This window comes from Massilia sp. H6 (genome assembly GCF_024802625.1).
Lineage (GTDB): Bacteria > Pseudomonadota > Gammaproteobacteria > Burkholderiales > Burkholderiaceae_D > Telluria.
Genome location: NZ_CP103371.1, coordinates 3,515,406 through 3,532,653, shown reverse-complemented (window position 1 = coordinate 3,532,653; position 17,248 = coordinate 3,515,406). Strand labels below are relative to the sequence as shown.

Annotated in this window: 15 protein-coding genes, 1 tRNA gene and 2 pseudogenes; 6 read left to right on the top strand and 12 right to left on the bottom strand. The window is 60.2% G+C overall.

The window, feature by feature from the left end; translation table 11 throughout:
• Positions 1–193: 193 nt before the first annotated feature.
• The 4 genes and pseudogenes from NRS07_RS15905 to NRS07_RS15890 all read right to left on the bottom strand — a co-directional run.
• Positions 194–992, bottom strand: a pseudogene (locus NRS07_RS15905) (DDE-type integrase/transposase/recombinase); the annotation flags it as partial.
• A 61-nt stretch (positions 993–1,053) separates the two neighbouring features.
• Positions 1,054–1,308 carry a PAAR domain-containing protein gene (locus NRS07_RS15900; protein ID WP_259213295.1) on the bottom strand — a complete coding sequence of 85 codons (255 nt, stop codon included), beginning with the start codon at positions 1,306–1,308 and terminating at the stop codon, positions 1,054–1,056.
• Between the two features lie 31 nt (positions 1,309–1,339).
• Positions 1,340–2,476 carry a T6SS immunity protein Tli4 family protein gene (locus NRS07_RS15895; RefSeq protein WP_259213294.1) on the bottom strand — a complete coding sequence of 379 codons (1,137 nt, stop codon included), beginning with the start codon at positions 2,474–2,476 and terminating at the stop codon, positions 1,340–1,342.
• Between the two features lie 11 nt (positions 2,477–2,487).
• Positions 2,488–2,712, bottom strand: coding sequence for a hypothetical protein (locus NRS07_RS15890; RefSeq protein ID WP_259208637.1), 225 nt, complete (start codon positions 2,710–2,712; stop codon positions 2,488–2,490).
• 83 nt (positions 2,713–2,795) lie between these two features.
• On the opposite strand from NRS07_RS15890, the pseudogene NRS07_RS15885 reads away from it, so the two are divergent.
• Positions 2,796–3,811 (top strand): annotated as a pseudogene (locus tag NRS07_RS15885) (IS481 family transposase).
• On the opposite strand, the gene NRS07_RS15880 reads toward NRS07_RS15885, so the two are convergent.
• The 3 genes from NRS07_RS15880 to NRS07_RS15870 are packed head-to-tail and all read right to left on the bottom strand — an operon-like array spanning position 3,808 to position 7,648.
• Complete coding sequence (locus tag NRS07_RS15880; protein ID WP_259208635.1) at positions 3,808–4,242, bottom strand: hypothetical protein; 435 nt, start codon at positions 4,240–4,242, stop codon at positions 3,808–3,810. The pseudogene NRS07_RS15885 and the gene NRS07_RS15880 sit on opposite strands and share 4 nt — an antisense overlap.
• Positions 4,239–4,922, bottom strand: coding sequence for a hypothetical protein (locus tag NRS07_RS15875; protein WP_259208632.1), 684 nt, complete (start codon positions 4,920–4,922; stop codon positions 4,239–4,241). Before NRS07_RS15875 ends, NRS07_RS15880 begins: the two co-directional genes overlap by 4 nt.
• A gap of 32 nt (positions 4,923–4,954) precedes the next feature.
• A complete protein-coding gene (locus NRS07_RS15870) occupies positions 4,955–7,648 on the bottom strand; it encodes a type VI secretion system Vgr family protein (protein ID WP_259208630.1) in 2,694 nt (897 codons plus the stop codon).
• A 152-nt stretch (positions 7,649–7,800) separates the two neighbouring features.
• Here NRS07_RS15870 and NRS07_RS15865 point away from each other — a divergent pair, with 152 nt between their 5' ends.
• On the top strand, positions 7,801–8,715 hold the full coding sequence (locus NRS07_RS15865; RefSeq protein WP_259208628.1) for a hypothetical protein: 915 nt from the start codon (positions 7,801–7,803) through the stop codon (positions 8,713–8,715).
• A 247-nt stretch (positions 8,716–8,962) separates the two neighbouring features.
• Here the strand turns inward: NRS07_RS15865 and tssG are convergent, their stop codons facing one another.
• Genes tssG through tssE form a run of 3 tightly spaced genes read right to left on the bottom strand, consistent with a single transcriptional unit; the run spans position 8,963 to position 12,387 of the window.
• Complete coding sequence (gene tssG / locus NRS07_RS15860; RefSeq protein WP_259208626.1) at positions 8,963–10,078, bottom strand: type VI secretion system baseplate subunit TssG; 1,116 nt, start codon at positions 10,076–10,078, stop codon at positions 8,963–8,965.
• Positions 10,042–11,892 carry a type VI secretion system baseplate subunit TssF gene (gene tssF, locus NRS07_RS15855; RefSeq protein WP_259208625.1) on the bottom strand — a complete coding sequence of 617 codons (1,851 nt, stop codon included), beginning with the start codon at positions 11,890–11,892 and terminating at the stop codon, positions 10,042–10,044. The genes tssG and tssF overlap by 37 nt, the downstream gene beginning before the upstream one ends.
• 21 nt (positions 11,893–11,913) lie before the next feature.
• Complete coding sequence (gene tssE / locus NRS07_RS15850) at positions 11,914–12,387, bottom strand: type VI secretion system baseplate subunit TssE (protein WP_259208623.1); 474 nt, start codon at positions 12,385–12,387, stop codon at positions 11,914–11,916.
• 198 nt (positions 12,388–12,585) lie between these two features.
• On the opposite strand from tssE, the gene tssK reads away from it, so the two are divergent.
• The 4 genes from tssK to NRS07_RS15830 all read left to right on the top strand — a co-directional run bounded on the left by tssK (position 12,586) and on the right by NRS07_RS15830 (position 15,352).
• Positions 12,586–13,917 (top strand): type VI secretion system baseplate subunit TssK, encoded by a 1,332-nt coding sequence (gene tssK, locus NRS07_RS15845; protein ID WP_259208620.1) that lies wholly within the window; start codon positions 12,586–12,588, stop codon positions 13,915–13,917.
• A gap of 337 nt (positions 13,918–14,254) precedes the next feature.
• Positions 14,255–14,452, top strand: coding sequence for a hypothetical protein (locus tag NRS07_RS15840; protein ID WP_259213465.1), 198 nt, complete (start codon positions 14,255–14,257; stop codon positions 14,450–14,452).
• Complete coding sequence (locus NRS07_RS15835; RefSeq protein WP_259208619.1) at positions 14,449–14,712, top strand: hypothetical protein; 264 nt, start codon at positions 14,449–14,451, stop codon at positions 14,710–14,712. The genes NRS07_RS15840 and NRS07_RS15835 overlap by 4 nt, the downstream gene beginning before the upstream one ends.
• 73 nt (positions 14,713–14,785) lie before the next feature.
• The gene (locus NRS07_RS15830; RefSeq protein WP_259213290.1) at positions 14,786–15,352 is read left to right on the top strand and encodes a site-specific integrase; all 567 of its coding nucleotides are present in this window, start codon (positions 14,786–14,788) and stop codon (positions 15,350–15,352) included.
• An 80-nt stretch (positions 15,353–15,432) separates the two neighbouring features.
• Here the strand turns inward: NRS07_RS15830 and NRS07_RS15825 are convergent.
• Positions 15,433–15,508, bottom strand: a tRNA-Lys gene (locus NRS07_RS15825).
• 64 nt (positions 15,509–15,572) lie between these two features.
• Positions 15,573–17,216: a GspE/PulE family protein gene (locus NRS07_RS15820; RefSeq protein ID WP_373889875.1), complete on the bottom strand. Its 1,644-nt coding sequence runs from the start codon at positions 17,214–17,216 to the stop codon at positions 15,573–15,575.
• Between the last annotated feature and the right edge of the window lie 32 nt (positions 17,217–17,248).

Genomic DNA, 17,248 nt, shown 5'->3' with positions numbered 1-17,248 from the left:
CGAGCGCGCCGTGCCGATGATCGGGGAGGCGGGCAGGTAAGTGCTTCCAGCAACTTCTCCTTCCTCAATTACCCCTTCGTCAACGAGGACACTAATTTCTTCATGGTCAGACGCAACCGAGATACTTTTTTAGTCGAGATTGATATTTTCTGTGGGGGGAAGTAATCATGGACTTGCCGAGACACATGTGCGCCTATTTGTCAAGACCCGCTTGGTCATAGACGCGTTTAACGAATATTTCAGGCTTTTCATCGTGCCACTTTTTGAGTGTCTGGATTGGCGTTTGATGATCGAGCGCGCGTTGCGGGATGCTGTTGTTGTAGATCTTGAGGTAGTTGCGCAGCGTCGATTCGAGCTCGCCAGCAGAGCCGAAACGGGTCTGGCCAACGATCTCACTGATGCGGCTATCGAAGCGCTCGACCATCCCGTTCATTTGGGGATGACGTGGCGGAATGAGCCGATGTTCGATTGCCAGATCTTTGCACAGAACGTCAAACGCATGCTTGCCTGAGGCGATACGGTCGGCGCTGATGGGGTCTTTCTTTCTGCCGGTAAAGCGGTCAGTGAATTGGCTACCGTTGTCGGTGAGCAGCTTCATAATGCGGACCGGACAGGCGTTTCTTACCTTGACCAGGAAGTCGGTGCTGCTGCTGTCGGACTGGTCTGCATAGATTTCCATGAAGACCCAAACGGGTGGCGCGATCGATGGCGACGAACAAATAGCGGCGTGCCTTCTCGTCTGGCATCTGCGGCAAATACTTAATGTCTATATGGAGATAGCCCGGTTCGTAATCCTTGAACGTCTTCTTGGTCGCCGGCTTATCGCCCTCCAATACCGGAACCAGATCGCGCAGGTCCGAGACGCCATGACGACGCAGACAACGCCCCAGGCCGGCACGCGAGACGGCCGGGTTGATGAACTCACGTGTGACTGCCAGCAGACCGTCAGTCGGCAGCAAGAGCGTTTTACGCAGTTCGACAACGATGAGCTTCTAATCCGCTGTCAAAGATGGCCGGCAATAAGGATTTTCAGTCAGAGCTTCCCGAAATCAGTCAAAGAGAGCTGATCAAGCGGGCGCCACATTCGGTGACGTCGCCATCGTAGGCGTACGGTTTGCCTTTGTGCTTCGCGCCCGCGCCATCAGGCTTGATCGCAAATTTTCCTTTACACTTCGGACAAAAGGTCATGTCGTTCTGGATTGCTGCTGCTTTGCCTATAGCAATCGTCTCTGACGAGGCGCTGATGACCTGGCCGCCATGATCGGTCTTGTCGTCCAGGCGAATCACGCCTCGGCCCTGATGTTTCATCATCGCTCCTAATTACAGTTTCGCCGCATTGTCACTTGGCGGCAGACGTATCCGGTTTGCTTTTTGGGTAAAGGTAGGAACCCTCGGGTGCGCCAGGCACTTTGACCCTAAACTTCAGGCTAGAGAGGAGTTCGTCCCAAAGTGCAACGGCCTCGTCGTCGCTGACCGATGCCTTTTCAGCGGCCCCGACCAAATTGTTTTTGACCTTGGTGAACATTGCAGCGTGAAACTCGGATGGATTGGCCACGTCTGTCGGCGTACCGACAAAGGCCCATTCGAAATCGTGAGTGCCGTCGGGCCTGCGAATGAGCGATTCTTCGCCCTGCCAATGTTGTACGTCCCGTTTGCCTTCGCGCAGAACGTCTCGTTTGGGATACAACACCCCCTGGGTTATTTGCGCGGCTTTGATGCGGGCAAGCAGGGGCAGCTCGTCACGCTTCATTTCCTCGAATCTGGCCTTGTTGTAATCGGCGTAGGCGTCCTTGTTCGAGCTGATGGAAAAGGTAACATCCGGGAGGCTGGGCAAGTAAATCCCTGCACTGATCGTTTCCTGAGCCACATATCGATCGTTGGCGATGAAGCCGTGTTCGATGCAGAAACCCGGCTCGGCCGGCATCTCATCAGAGGCGCGCAGCCGCAAGCTCTTGGCTTGCGCCAACTGTCGAGCGATCACCATGTTTTCGGTTTCACCTGTATTGATAGCATCACCCAAGACAAACGTGATTTCTCCTTTACTGACATACGTGCCGAAAAGAAGTAAATTATCTTCCTTTCCAAACTTGCTGCTAAAGTAGCGCACTTGCCAGCTATCCTCTATTGGTCCCGGTCCGTTGTAGGTAATCTCGGCACTGTCATTTTCCCACTTCGCTTTCCTGAATTCCTCGTTGGCGCGGCCCTTTGCTTTTTCCAGCCCGCCAGCAACGATCTCGACGTTAGAAGCGAGAACGGCATTGCCGGAAATAAGCTGCGCTTCCTGAGGCACTTCGATCGCATAGCGGCCAAAACAGAGGATCTTAGTTTTCTCGAACAATGCCCGTAGGCGTGGGCCGAGCTTGATTGGTTCGGGCACGGCAGTCTCCTTGTAAGTATAACTGCGGGAATTTCCAGATAACGAAACCAAAACGGTGAGCGAGACAGCCAGGATAGAGCCGTTTATTATGTAAGTCATTGTTTTCACGATCACTCCCATTTCGCTGTCTTGGCGATTTGAACAATCGAGTACAACAGGGACGCCAATACGTCGCGGTCGGCATAACTGTTCTGGTGTTCGTAGCTCTTACCCCTGGTCTCGCCATGCACGAATAATTTCCCGGCAATCAGTCTGGCGGAGCGGGCGGCAGGAACCGTTTCGTCGCCCGGCGCCGCTGGGGGCTGCAGCGTAAGTGTTTCGACTCGTGGGATCATGTACCCATCCGTAGCTGGCCACTCTTCAAGGCCAGACGCGTTTTGCGTACACTGCTAACCACCGACAAGCCATTGCTGAACTCATGACCCAAGCCCTGCACAGCCAAGCGCGAACGACTCACCTGATTCGTGAAGAAATCAAGAACTCCAAGCTGCCCCAGGCAGAGCTAGCAAGGATCTACAACGTCACGCGGCAGACGATCCGGAAGTGGCAAGATCGCGCAACGCCGCTTGATGGTTCGCACTGCCCCAAGACGATGAACACCACGCTGACACCGGAGCAGGAACTCATCGTTGTTGAGCTGCGTAAAACGCTTCTGCTGGCCACCGACGATCTGCTCACGGTAACTCGCGAATTCATCAACCCGGCCGTCTCTCGTGCCGGTCTGGGCCGTTGCCTGCGCCGTCACGGCGTCTCGGACTTGCGCGATCTGGTTCCAGCCTTGGAGGTCGAGCAGCCAGCGATCAAGAAAACATTCAAGGATTACGAACCGGCTATCTCCACATCGATATCAAATACTTGCCGCAGATGCCGGACGAGACATCTCGGCGCTACTTGTTCGTCGCGATCGATCGCGCAACCCGGTGGGTCTTCATGGACATCTATGCCGACCAGTCTGACAGCAGCAGCACCGACTTCTTGCTCAAGGTGAAAAACGCCTGCCCGATCAAGATCGTCAAACTATTGACCGACAACGGCAGTCAGTTTACCGACCGCTTTACCAGCAAGAAAAAAGACCCCATCACTGGCGACCGCATCCCGTCCGGCAAGCACGCCTTCGACGTTCTCTGCAAAACCCTGGCGATCGAACACCGGCTGATTCCACCGCGCCATCCACAAACCAACGGCATTGTGGAGCGCTTCAATGGCCGCATCAGCGAGATCGTTGGACAGACGCGTTCTTGCTCTGCTGCCGAGCTTGAATCGACGCTGCGCAACTACCTCAAAATCTACAACAACAGCATCCCACAGCGCGCCATCGAACACCAAACGCCGATCCAGGCTCTGAAAAAATGGCACGATAAAAAGCCGGAATTATTCGTTAAACGCGTCTATAACCAAGCGGGTCTTGACATTTACCCGATTCGCGTTCGTTAGTCTTTCCACTCGCGGACGATTTGTGCGAGATCGTCGCGCGTCATTTTCCTGGCTTTTAGTATTTGTACAAGATCGTCCTTCGATAAAGGGTATTGGTTTAAAACCTTCGTTACATCGTCCGCATCAAGCTGATAGAGCCAAGTCGACTCGGTTGAAGCAGATGAAGACATTTGCTCGGCGGGGAGCTGCCCCTTGTAAAACACTTCAATCGTGTAGAGTTGATGCCCCTCTGCGAACCCTTCTTTGAAATGAAGAACTGTATTCGCCGGAATCATGTAATACGGTTCCCCTTTGCTAGTGGCGATGAGCATTGGTTCTGCGAGGCGGTACATAGGTTTGTTATTCATGGTTTTGTTCCAAAGAAAAAGCGTTGAAATTCCCGCGATGACGAGCAGGGTTATTCCACTAGTTAGAAGAATTTTCTTGTTCATTTTGCGCCACCGAATTTTTCCACCTTATTGGGTCGGCGGTGAGGGTTGCTCTCTAGCATTTTTTTCAGATCCGCCGGCATGAAGATACGGGATGGCCATCCGGCTACCTTCGCAGCGAACTGCTCCGCGCCGCTCATGCCTTCGCCTTTGTTAAATTTTGGCACGTCAAAATCAAGATCGCGGATCGCTACACGCGCGCCTGCCATCGCGGTAGTTGCACAATTATTGTTCAGCGCATGGTAATCCTCGGCTAGACGATATTCCTTCATGTAGTCCCCATACGCTTTCAAGACCGGACGATTGCCGATGAGAGATTTGAAATGCGCGTTCACATTGGCTGCTGAAGCGGCGGGAACATGATAAGCGAAGCTAGTGGTCATGCGGCCAGTCGCATTTTCACCCGCAATATATTTTTTTAAGGTCGTCCAGACCCGAAGTCTGCCTTGGCCATAAGGACCGGTCTCGCCGTTATATCTTCCAAAATCATACACATGCTCATCGGTAGGAGTGACTACCCTGAGTGCGACATGCCCGTATGGGTGTTCTTTGCCATTCGATTGGTAAGGGCCGCCGATCAGAATCTCGATTGTGGGCGACTGCACCTGTATCGTCGTAGTTTGTTTGGTTGCGATGCCCAGACCATCTTTAGTGCTCTTCGTGGTTGCGTTTATTATGGGCACGATCAGCGTCCTCGAAAGTAAAAGGGCGTGTTTCAGTTCGTTGAAGCTTCGTACGAATACCCAAGATTGGGGAATTCGATTTTGCATTGCCCGGCGGGAATCTGATCGATACGGGCACGTCCTTGATCATCGACATTTCCAGTGTGCTGAGTACCGCCGGGGTCAGTAAGGACGTAGGACTCGTTTGGGATTGGGCCACTCTCGTTGACAAGCTTGAACTCGACCCAAGTCAAGCTGTCGGTGAGGTCACTGAGCGTCTGTTCGCTAGCGGTCGACGACCCGAATCTCGCTGCGGCCATTGCAGCAGCAACGTTCATGCTCTTTGCACCAAGAAAGCTATGCGAGGCGGCATGGGCGACGAAGTTGCCATTGGTGCCTTGTTCGATGCCACCGGCGGCAAACTTCGCGTAGCTGCCGCCACCGTTGATGACGACTTCTTCCTTGGCGCTGATCGTGATCCGGTTGGCCGTTTGCGTGATGTCCAGCTTCGCTAGCAGCTTGATGTTGTCGGTCAGCGCCTGGATGTCGATGTCACCGGCGGCAGCCACCATCTTCATGCCGGCCTTCTGGACGAATAGCCGGAACGACTGGCGGATGCTGGCAAAGAAGTGCTTGCCGGCGACCAGGGACAGGCTTTTGCCGGTCGTGAGAGCCGTGTGGCGGTCGCTGGCGATATGGGTGTCGCCAGCGGTCGTCGTCGCGATGCCGGCGGGGCTGGCCAGCACCAGGTGCGGTTTGACCAGCTCGGGAAACCCTCCCGCCGTGGACGCCGTCCCCTGGACCGCGTCGTTCTGCGCCTGCAGGAGCGAGGCGACGGCATCCTGGTTGTCGGCCGGCTCCTGCGCGCCGTTCTTGTGCGCGATCTCCGCCAGCAGTTGATGCTGTTCGGCGGCGAGGGTGAGCCGATGCGTCGTCTCGCCCATGTCCTTGATCGGCCCGCGCGCCGCCTGGCGCGCCTCGGTCGTGATCAGGAGCCCCCTGGCGGCGCGCGCCACGCCGTGCCCGTCGGTGCGCAGTTCCCAGCCTTCGCCGCGCGCGTCCTTGCGCCCGCTCGTGTCCTCGATGCGCGTGATGTGCCCGAGGCTGAGCTGGCTCGCAAGATGATCGCTTTTCAGCTGTGCCTGGATCTGTTCCTTGGTGTCGTCCAGGATCAGGTGGTTGCCGCGCTTGCCGCCGCCGAGCTCGCGGCTGCGCAGGCCGGCGAGCGACTGCTGTTTCGGCAGCGACCAAGGCGGCATGTGGTTGCCGTTGTAGACAGCGCCGAGGATAAGCGGGTGGTCGATGTTCCCGTTGGGGTAGACCACGGCCACTTCCTCGCCAACGCGCGGCAGGCGGATCTGCCCGAACTCGTGGCCGGCGGCCGGCGTCATCACGCGAATCCACGGCGAGCTGTTCTCGTCGTACTTGCCGAGCCGGTCCCAGTGGAACTGCAGCTTGACGCGCCCGTAGCCGTCCGTGTGGATCTCGGCGCCAGCCGGGCCGACCACGGTGGCCGTGTGCAGGCCCGTGTAGATGCCGGGTTCGCTGTTGAACCCAAGGCCAGGGCGCCAGCGGATGTCCTTGCGCACGCAGGTAAAACGGTTTTCGTAGTGCGAAGGCGCGCCCGGGCCGGCCTGGTAGTTGTTGCTGGCCTCGTGGTCGACGGACAGGATCAGGTAGTCGCGGTCGTCGATACAGGCGCGCGGTTCGGGATCGTACTCGAGCGAGCGCGGCTCGCCGCTGACATGGCCGCCGAGCTTGAAGACGCGGCCGGGCAGCACACTCCTGTCGTTGCCCACGGCCTCGAAGGTCTGCGTATCCTTGTCCCGCTCGACCATGCGCCGCGCCGCCAGTTGTTCTCCGTCGCTGCGCATGCGAAAGCCATATGCGCCAGTGTCCTCGTAGACCTCGTAGGGGAATATGTCGCCTTGGCGGTTAGCCGAATCGAAGCCGGCGTGCTGCGCGCCAGGGTTCTTGTAGTTGGTGCTGACCAGGGTGGTCTGGCCCGAACCGAGACGCCGGATGGCCACCCATTCGCGGATGCCATCGTCCTCGAGCGAGCCGCCCTTGTCGCGAAAGGGGATGACGTCCTCGTCGTCATGGCGGGTGGCGTCGATCGGCTCGGCCAGCAAGCTCATATCGGACAGTACGAGCTTGTGGCCGTCGAAACGGTGCTCGTAATAGTAGAACAGGCCGAGCGCTTCCCAGCGGCGGTACAGGTGGTTGTAGTCGGTTTCGTTGTACTGGTTGGCCACCGTCAGGCGCGCGTCTTCCTCGACCATGAGCATGGTCCAGTTGGCCTGGGGGTAGTGCTTCAGGGTGTCCTCTGTGATCTCGCGCACGCTTTTGTGGTGGAAGGACACGCTGTTCTTGCGCAGCCGCGCGAAGGCGAGCCAGGGTTCCAGCACCATCTCGAAGAAGGCGAAGCCGCCGTCGCTGCGGAGAAAACGAAACTCGGTGACATAGCCGTTGAAGTAGCGCAGCGAGCCGTCCTGGCGCACCAGGGAAATCGTCACCATTTTTCCCATGATGATCTTCAACGGGACTTGCGCATCGTCCGACAGCAGCTCGATCACGTAACGGTAGCCGCGCGAGACTTCCTCATGGGCGACCAGCTTGTTGGGAAGCAGGATCGCCGGCGGGCCATCATCGAACGGAAAATCCAGGCGCATGAGCCGCTTGTGCTGCGACTGTCCGCTGAACGCCGACCGCGCGGCGCCGGCCGCGATTGCCTGGATGTCGCCCACTGATTGCCTCCGATGCTTGCTCGAAATGAAAAAATCCAACGCTTAAATTAGCTTGAGCTCGCTGTGCTGAAATTGATCGGCATCAATGTCTTTCCCTGAGCCATGTCTACAGTTTCCTGGGTGTCTACTTCGAATTCCCAGGCGGACCCGACATGCTGAAAAAACTGAGACGACAGGGACGAGGATTGGCCCGAAGCGATGCCACCGCCGCGCGTGGAAAGCAGGTGCGGCCGGATGACGAACCGATCGACCTCGGTCCGGCGATCAACTGCAGTCAGGTGACATATCTGTTCGGACGGCCTTACCCGGTTCAGTTTCGACATCAAGGCGCAATCGAGGCCTGGACGCGGGCACTCGAAACCCTTGAGGTCTGGCGCCGCTGGCAAGATCCGGGCACGCTGTGCAGGCAGATCAGGACGGACATTCTCCGGCAGTTCGAACACGCGCGTCCCGAACGCCCGCTATCCGGCGCGATGGCCGGGATGTTCGCCGAGGAGCTGCAAAGGCTCGCGGTCGCGATCAGCGTGAACCTGAAATACCATTTTCAAAAGGGGATGGTGATCGAGGCCACGCCGGCACTGGAAACGCTGCTGACGAACTCGGATGTGGATCTCAGCCTGCCGATGAGCATGGTGGCGCCGCCCTACCGAGCGCAGTATCTGCGCTTTGGAGAAACGGCGATGCGCTACCTGAAGGTGCCGGCCGCGCAGGCTGCCGACCATGCATTCGACGGGGTATTCTGCTTCCTGACTCCACCTCCAGAGCCGTGCGCCCCCGGGGAGCCGCGCTGGACGCTGGAACTCATCTTCGCCACCAAGCGCCAGGATCTCAACATGGGCCATGTATCGCTGCTCGGCGATACCGACAGGGGGAGCGGCACGATAGGCGAATGGCTGACCAGGGTGCTTGGCGCTGTCAAAGGACAGCCGGAGGAGGAATTCCATCGTCCGATGCACGCCGCCGTCAGCTACGTGGTGAGGGTGTTCCTCTACATGGCTTTGAAACAGGCGCGCGTGACGGAGCCGGGACCACGACGCGGCGCTGCGCTGGGCCGCCGGCCTGGGTGAGCGCAAGCGCGCCAAACTCTTGCAGAGGGCTGCGTCCCTGTACGATGGAATCACCGTCGGTCCCGAGTTCCTGCCGTCCAGCGCTCCGGCTTGTGCGCTTGGGGGGCAGCGTGCCGCCGCTCTGGCGCCGCGGGCACTTCCGGATGCAGCCCTTCGGCGCCGGCAAGCAGCAGCGCAAGCTCATCTTTGTCGCGCCGGTGCTGGTGCATGCGGAGCAGTTGCAGGGCGAGATGCCCACGCCAAGATCCTACCGGGCCGGCGCGGGTGCCCTCACTGCCGCTTGATGCGTTCGCGCCCCCTGCGCGGGGGTGGGCGAGCGTGCCGGCAGGCGCAGCATCGACCGGATTTCGGGACGGCGGGCGACGCCCTCGGTTCCGGTCAGGAAGGTGCTCCAGCCAAGCCGGCGTGGCGTCGCCCTCGTACTCAAGGTGAGGCGGTGGATAGAGGGAGGCGCCAGCAGCAGCCGTAGTTCGTAACGCACCGCTGGCGTCGCAAACAGGCTGACCATCTCCGCCAGGGCGCGCAGCGCCGCCCCGCCGGGAAGAAAGCCTGCTGCCTGCGCTTCAACGAGCGGGCCGATGTGCAGCCTGGCGCGCAGGTCGTGGCGCCACTGGCGCACGCCGAGCGCCGCACTGCTGCCCAGCGTCGGCGCCGTGACGCCGAGCGTGCTGCGCCGGTTCGCGGGGATCGGCGCCCAGCAGCCGACCAACTGCTCCAGCTGGATGGGTATTCCAAAGTATGCGCTCAACACCTGTTCGACCGTGCTGGCCGCTACCGGCCGGGTTCTGAGCAGACCTGCAAAATAGGCCACCGTCTCCTGCTTTACCTGGCTCGCGGATGCCGATCTCGTGCCCGCCATGGCGGTCAGCATCGGAAGCAGGCGGTCCTGGCCCTGGACGTCGAGGCCATGCTCGACCCGGTACTTGACCGAGGCTTCATAGAACAGCCCGACCAGGCGGTTCGACAGCACGTCCAGAAGCTCGCGCTGGCTGGCATCGCCGTCATGCCCCTTGCGGGCGGCGATGCGCTCGGTGTCGTGCAGGGGCAGGGTGCCACCGGCCCCCAGCAGCCCGATGAATGCCGGCGTGATCCGGATGCGTTTCAGTTCTCCCTTGCGCAGGGAGGCAAGTGGGTCCGGCACGTCCGGCTCGATCTCGAGCGAGTGCACTTCGCTGGCCGGGAACGAGAGGGACAGGTTGTTCTGGAACCTCAGCACCTCGCGCATGGCACGCTCATAGGGAATGCCCTGGCGCCGCAGTTCGCGCAGCAGCAGGTTGAGCAACTGTGTGAATTCGAACCGGTACGGCTCGTCAAGCAGCTGGCCGATCACACTAGCGCCATGCGTCCGCTTCGGGGTTTGCATCGGAACAGTTCCTTTCCGCTTTGCCGGGACAGGATGACGAGTTCGACAAAGCTGTTCAGTTGGACATACAGCGCGAAGAACTGGTCGAGCACCTGCACGAACAGCTGCAGGCCGGCGCCGGCGTAGGCTTCTTCGTCGAACGTGAGGCGGATCTCGGTGCCGTGTATCAGGGAGGAACCGCGCTTGTGCCGCATCCAGGCGGTGGTCTCGCTCTGCTCGAGGGTGACGATGCCGGCGATCTGCCGGCGCGAGACGGGCGACGGCGCGAAGTCGTACAGTGCCAGCATTTCCCGCAAGCCTTCCGCGCCTTCCAGCAGCAGCAAATGGTGGTTGAGCGCCAGGTGCGAGATCAGGCGCCACTGCATGCCGGATGCGTTTGTAAGCCGGACCGGGCGGGTCGGCCTGCGCAGCAGGCGGATCACGCTGCTTTGCTCCGTTCCGGGAACGAACAGGTCGCCGCCAGCCACGCCGATCTTGAGCGAGCATGGCAGGTCGCGGTTGGTGCAGGTCAGGTCGATGGAAAGGAAGTGTCGTTCGATCGCCAGCGGCTCGCAGTCGGCGTTGACCAGGGTGATCGATTTCTCATGGCCCGGACTGCAGATGGCAAGTGTCTCGTCATGGCGCATCATCCAGTAGTGTCCCTTGCTCATGGAGCTTTCCTCGCCATGCCGCAGCGAATAGAAGGGACGGAACTCCGTGACGGCCCTGCCGGCCCCGTTCTGGCGCAGCATGCGTACGCGGTCGACCGAGTACACCTCGTAGGCGTGCGGATGGCTGCCATGCGCGAGCACGGGGTAGTCGGCCGATAGCTGGTCATAGGCGACCGGAACACCCGGTTGACTGAACAGGTTGACCACCGGCGTGCAGCCGGACAGGAGATGTTGTTTCGACAGGCTTGCCAGCATCCGCGCCTTGTCGCCTTCGGGACGGATGTCGGCGATCGCCAGGCGCAGCGTGAAGTGCGTGCGCCCGGCAGGGATGTGGCCCAGCAGCGCGGGGACGTCGATGTCGAAGAAGTTGAATTTCTCGGGGAAGGCGAAATACTCGGCGAGCAGGCGGTAGGCCGTGTGGGCGCGTGCTTCGAAGGGAATGAGCGCATCGTCATCGGCGAAACCGGCCGGCGTGACCGGGACAATCGGCAATCGCTCCCACGGCCCCTTCTCGTCCAGTTGCACGTAAGCGGCGCGGGTGTGCATGAACAGCGCGTCGCGCAGCGCGGCGCAGAACGAGGCATCGCCGTCGGCGTACAGGCGCATGGCGCTAGCGCTCGCCGCGCAGAGCGGCTCCCCGTCCCGCGCCGACGCGAACTTCAGACTCAGGGTGGCGGTGACGCCTTCTGGCAGGCGCGTCGCGACCGGTGCGCAGAGGGCGGTGTCGAAGCTCGCGTCAAGCAGCACGACAGGCGACGGCTTGACGTCGTACACAGTCCTGAACGTGCACGAAACGCCGGCCAGCTGCGCGGATTCGAGGAGGGTGCCGCGGGGCATCTCGGGCATCGCCTCGGGTTTTTCACCTCCATCCGGCGCACCGAGCACGCTCGCGATCGCGCACGACGGGAACGGCCGCAGGTAGTGGGGAAACAGGAGGTTGAGCAGCGCCTCGGTGAACTGCGGGTACGAATCGTCCAGGCGCTTCGCGACGCGCGCACTGAGCAAGGCCACGCCCTGGATCAGCCGTGCCACGTGCGGATCGTCGCACGTTTCGCCGCCAAGCTGCAGTTGTGCCGCGACCTTCGGATAACGCTGCGCGTATTCCCGGCACAAAGACCTGAGGGTCACGAGCTCGCGCTCGTACTTCGTGAACAGTTCATCCATGGGATCGCCGTCTTTCGCTTGCTAGTCTGTGCCTTCGATCGAGTACTGCTGGAGGGAAGGCCGGAACACGGCGTTGAAGAACATCGGTTCGGCCTGCGGCGCGCTCTTGAGGCGGGCCGTGATGATGAAGTCGACGCGGTTGATCGCCCCTTTCCGTGGCTGCAGCGTCACTTCGACCTTGTACAGGCGCGGTTCGTGGCGTTCGATCGCCAGGCGGACGGCCTTGCAGATTTCCTGTTGGTCGGTGTCGCTACTCATGCACATGCCGGCGAAGTCGATCAGGCCGTAGTTCACGATGGACCGCGATACTTCCTTGTAGGGCTTGAGAGAGGCCGCAGACAGGGCCGAACGCGTATTGAGCAGCGCCTGCAGGTCGCTCGTGATGCTGCGCATGGCTTCTTCCACCGCCCGTGTACGCGCGGCACGCTTGTTGCCCTCCGCAGGTTTGCCATCAGTGTCGAGGCGCTCAAACAAGCCGCGGGTAAATCCTTGCATGGTGTTCTCCTCGACGAGACCGGACGTGATCACCGCACACATTATTAAGCCTTGCAGGATGAGAATGTTGCGCCTTCACAATGGAGTAGCTTGGTTGAAATAATTGCCGAAGAGAATGAGCAAGATCAACCACTGAACAGCACCATGAAGCCATGCTTTCAAGAGCCTGTCTGTAGAAAGACTTTATTGGAGGAACTCATGAGCGTGGCATCCAAGATCATGTGGTCGGAGGGCCTGACGCTGGGGCCGCAGCACTTCCAGTGTCAGGATCGTTATCATGAGACGCGGCTCCAGCGGATGGCCTCGGCCCTCAACCCGTATTTCTGGGGCGTACACGCGGTGCAATGGAACCTGGATGGCCTGGCAAACAACTGGCTCGGTGCGGACACGTTGTCGGTCATCTTCCCGGATGGCGAGATTTACGAGGCGCCGACGGCCGACCTGTTGCCTGAGCCGGTCGACCTCTCACGCCTGCCGGCGAACCTCGACACGTTTACGTTTTGCGTCGCGCTGGCCCTTGTCAAGACGCATGGCGGCAACGCCGATGAGAACGGGCGCTACGTGTGCCGCGACATCGAAACAGCCGATCTGTACAGCGAGGCACTGGCCATCGAGGTACCTTTCCTGAAAAAGCAGGCGAGCTTGATCGCACGGGCCGAGGCGAGCGGCCAGCACATCAGCGTTCCCGTGGTTCGGATCCGGCGCGCGCCGCAAGGCGGGTTCGAGCTCGACCCGTCATTTGTTCCACCCAGCATCACGATTGGCGGCGCTCCCATGCTCAAGCACATGCTCGATGGGGTGGTCAGCGTCATGACCGCGAAAATCGAAACCCTCCAGCGCACGCATCGCAAGGCGAGCAGCGAAGTGTACGAGGTTGGTGCGGGCGACATCTCCTCCTGGTGGATGCTCAACATCCTAAGCACCGCCAGCGCCCAGCTGATGCACTGTGCCCGGTCCCCGGGTCTGCATCCGGAAGCGATGTTCCGACAGATGCTGGCCGCCGTTGGCGGGCTGATGACGTTCTCCGAGCGCTACAAGACAGCCGACCTGCCAGCTTACCGACATGAGATGCTGGGAGAAGTGTTCGCGGAGTTGGATACGCTGCTGCGCGACCTGGTCGATACTGTCATCGGAACAAAATATTTCATCATTCCGGTTGTCGGCGACCGGGGACGGCGCGCATACGCGCAAGCAGTGCTCGACCCGGCGAAGGTGACGCCACAAACGCAGTTGTGTCTTGCGGTCACCGCCGACATGCCAGGGCTTGAGCTGGTGGCGACGGTGCCGATTCGGCTCAAGGTCGCCGCCCCTGACGACCTCGAGAGCATTGTCGGATCGGCTTTGCCGGGCGTGCCGCTGGCGCACATGCCGCAGGTGCCTCCAGCAATTCCCGTGCGGCCGAATACCTATTACTTCTCGCTGTCCACGAAAAGTACCTTGTATGAAAAGGCGCTCGCAGCCGGCGCGCTGGCAATCTACACCCCCGATGGGATACCGGGGTTGAAGATGGAGGTAATTGCAATTGCTTAACGCCCACGTTTCCACTGACGCTATTCAGGCTATCCGGCAGTCCGGCGGCGCGAAGACGCTCTGGTGGTCGTCATCATGTTCGCGCTTCCCGGAACGCGTTGGCCAGGTCGAGGACCATCACGACGCACCCCTTCGCAAGCGCCTGTGTGGGCTCAAACCGCCCAGCAAATAGTGCTGTGGTCTAATTTTCCCGGACACCTCAATAGGTGGAAATCCATCTTCTGAGGAGTAATAAATGACAGCAAGAAAACGAAAGACCTTTGATCCCAGCCTGAAGCTAGAAGTGGTTCGGATGATCAAAGAGCAAGGTCAGAGCATCTAGAACGTCAGCGAGAGCATGAACATCGGCCAGACGGCAATCCGGCGCTGGCTGGCTCAATACGGCGCTGAGCAGAGCGGCCAGCCAGGCATTTGCAAACCGCTCACCGCAGAGCAGCAAAGGATCCGGCAACTGGAGGCGGAAAATCTGCAACTCAGACAGGCTGTGACCATCTTGAGAAAGGCCTCGGCCTTCTTTGCCCGCGAAATGAAATGACGTATCAAGTCGTTCGTCAGCTGCAAAAGGAAGCCATCCCCGTCCAGCACAGTTGCCGCGTCCTGGACGTCAGCCGGTCCGGTTTTTACGAGGCGCAGCGTCGTACCGCCAAGCCGGTTGTCTGCAAGGCGACCGTGCACCTGAAGGCCGCGTTCATGGCAAGCCATCAGAGCTACGGCAGCCGTCGGCTGGTCGCTGCCATGGCCAGCCAAGGCTTCAACATCGGGCGTTACAAAGGTGCGCAGTTTGATACGCAATGAACGGAAAATGGCAGTGAAAGAACCTATCGTTGTGTCCGAAATTACTTGACCACCACAGGTGCCGAAAGTGAAGATGTACGCAGAGCCGAAGCGCCGCGTCCGCTGGATAATGCCCGAGCAGGCGAGGGCGCTACTGGAGGCGTTGCCGGAGCATCAGCGTGAGATGACGGTTTCCGCGCGCGCGACCGGTCTAAGGCAGAGCAGCGTAACAGGTCTATGTTGGGCGCAGGTTCACCTCAAGCGGCGAACGGCCTGGATCGCGGCTGACGACGCAAAAAGTGGCGAGGACATCCACATCTCGTTGTGCGATTTGGCACTGGAAGTGTTGGAGCGCCAGCGTGGGAAGCATCCAGAGCGCGTATTCACGTATGAAGGCAAACCGGTCAGTTACGTGAACACGAAGGCTTGGCGCAATGCCCTCAAGCATGCAGAAATTGCCGACTTCCGTTGGCACGATCTGCGGCTTACCTGGGCCAGCTGGCTGATCCAGAACGGCACACCGTTGTACGACCTGCAGGAAATGGGCGGCTGGAAGTCGGCCGCGATGGTGCGGCGGTACGCGCACCTGGCGCCGGCACACATGGCGCGCCACGCGGCGGCAGTAGATGGGCTGCTGCGCGTCACAAGTACGGCACAGTAGGTAAAAGAGCGGACTGCTGCGAACACAAAAAAAGGCGTCACGATTGCTCGTAACGCCTTGATCTGATACTACTAAATTCGTGGTAGGCCGTGCGGGATTCGAACCTGCGACCAACGGATTAAAAGTCCGCTGCTCTACCAGCTGAGCTAACGACCCGAAAGAGGCAGAATTATAGCCTGCTGTTCGGGTTTGCGCTAGTACCAAGCGCGCGGCGCGCAGCTTACGCCAGTGCCGCGGTCACCTTCAGCACCTCGTCCGCCGTGGTCACGCCGTCGACGATCTTCATTGCGCCGGCGATGCGCAGCGGCTTCATTCCGTCGGTGACGCTTTGCTGGCGCAGCTTCTGGATATCGCCCGATTCGCGCACGATGCGCGCGAATCCTTCGCTGACTGTCAGCAGTTCATAGATGCCGACCCTGCCGCGATATCCGGTCTGGCGGCATTCCGGGCAGCCGATCGGGCGGTAGATGACCGAAGGCTTGGGAATATTCCAGGCGCCGCCGATGCCCTGCCAGAGTTCGTCGCTGATCTCCCCGCCAGGCGCCTTGCACTCGGGGCAGAGGGTGCGCACCAGGCGCTGCGCCATGACGCCGATCAGGGTTGCCTCGAGCAGGTAATCCGGCACGCCCAGTTCCAGCAAACGCACCACCGCCGCCGGCGCATCGTTCGTATGCAGCGTGGAGAACACCAGGTGCCCGGTCAGCGCCGCCTGGATCGCCATCTCCGCCGTTTGGAGATCGCGGATCTCGCCCACCATGATGATGTCCGGATCCTGCCGCATCAGCGCGCGCACGCCGTCTGCGAACGACAGGTCGATTCCCGGTTGTACCTGCATCTGGTTGAAGGCCGCTTCGACCATCTCGATCGGGTCTTCGACCGTGCACACATTGACTTCGCTCGTGGCCAGCGCCTTGAGCGTGGTGTACAGGGTGGTGGTCTTGCCCGACCCGGTCGGCCCGGTCACCAGGATGATCCCGTGCGGCCGGCTGGTCAGTGCGTCCCAGCGCGCCGCATCCTCGGGCGGGAATCCCAGTTCCGGCAGGGTTTTTACGACCACGTCGGGATCGAAGATGCGCATCACCAGCTTTTCGCCGAATGCGGTCGGCAGCGTCGACAAACGCAATTCGACTTCCTGGCCGCCCGCGGTGCGGGTCTTGATCCGTCCATCCTGTGGCCGGCGCTTTTCAATAACGTCCATCCGGCCCAGCAGCTTGATCCGGGCCGTCATCGCAATCATCACGACCGCAGGCACCTGGTAGACCTGGTGCAGCACGCCATCGATACGAAAGCGGATGACGGCGAACTCGCGCTTGGGCTCGAGGTGAATATCCGAGGCGCGCTGCTCGAAGGCATAACTCCATAGCCAGTCAACGATGTTGACGATGTGCTGGTCATTGGCGTCGAACTGCTTGTTCGATTTTCCCAGTTCGACCAGCTGCTCGAAGTTGTTGCGCATCGCCAGGTCTTGCCCGGTATGGCGGTTGGCGTCGCGGATGGTCTTGGCCAGGCTGAAGAACTGTGAAATGTATTGCGAGATATCGAGCGGATTGGCCAGCACCAGTTCGATCTTGCGGCGCGAGACCTTGGCGATCTCGGCTTCCCATTCGGTATTGGCCGGGTCGGCGGTTGCAACAACCAGCGTCGATGCGGTCATTTCCACCGGCAGGATATTGAACCGCGCCGCATAGCCGGCCGACATGACGTCGGCCACCTTGGTAAAGTCGATCCGCAAGGGGTCGATGCGGATGAACGGCAGGCCGACCTTGGCCGCGCACCATTCGGTCAATAGGTCCAGTGTCAGCAGCCGGTGCGGGGCTTGCGCGGACACGAGCTTGCACTGGGCCGCGGCCGTTAGCGGGTGCATGGAGCCAACCGCGTTCTTCAGGATGCCCTGGG

Bases quoted from the DNA above. Each gene is read 5' to 3' on its own strand.
- NRS07_RS15835 (WP_259208619.1), top strand. From the start codon at position 14,449: ATGACGTATCAAGTCGTTCGTCAGCTGCAAAAGGAAGCCATCCCCGTC.
- NRS07_RS15865 (WP_259208628.1), top strand. From the start codon at position 7,801: ATGCTGAAAAAACTGAGACGACAGGGACGAGGATTGGCCCGAAGCGAT.
- tssF (WP_259208625.1), bottom strand. From the start codon at position 11,892: ATGGATGAACTGTTCACGAAGTACGAGCGCGAGCTCGTGACCCTCAGG.
- NRS07_RS15895 (WP_259213294.1), bottom strand. From the start codon at position 2,476: ATGACTTACATAATAAACGGCTCTATCCTGGCTGTCTCGCTCACCGTT.
- tssE (WP_259208623.1), bottom strand. From the start codon at position 12,387: ATGCAAGGATTTACCCGCGGCTTGTTTGAGCGCCTCGACACTGATGGC.
- NRS07_RS15900 (WP_259213295.1), bottom strand. From the start codon at position 1,308: ATGAAACATCAGGGCCGAGGCGTGATTCGCCTGGACGACAAGACCGAT.
- NRS07_RS15820 (WP_373889875.1), bottom strand. From the start codon at position 17,216: ATGCACCCGCTAACGGCCGCGGCCCAGTGCAAGCTCGTGTCCGCGCAA.
- NRS07_RS15880 (WP_259208635.1), bottom strand. From the start codon at position 4,242: ATGAACAAGAAAATTCTTCTAACTAGTGGAATAACCCTGCTCGTCATC.
- NRS07_RS15890 (WP_259208637.1), bottom strand. From the start codon at position 2,712: ATGATCCCACGAGTCGAAACACTTACGCTGCAGCCCCCAGCGGCGCCG.
- NRS07_RS15840 (WP_259213465.1), top strand. From the start codon at position 14,255: ATGAACATCGGCCAGACGGCAATCCGGCGCTGGCTGGCTCAATACGGC.
- tssG (WP_259208626.1), bottom strand. From the start codon at position 10,078: ATGCAAACCCCGAAGCGGACGCATGGCGCTAGTGTGATCGGCCAGCTG.
- tssK (WP_259208620.1), top strand. From the start codon at position 12,586: ATGAGCGTGGCATCCAAGATCATGTGGTCGGAGGGCCTGACGCTGGGG.
- NRS07_RS15830 (WP_259213290.1), top strand. From the start codon at position 14,786: ATGTACGCAGAGCCGAAGCGCCGCGTCCGCTGGATAATGCCCGAGCAG.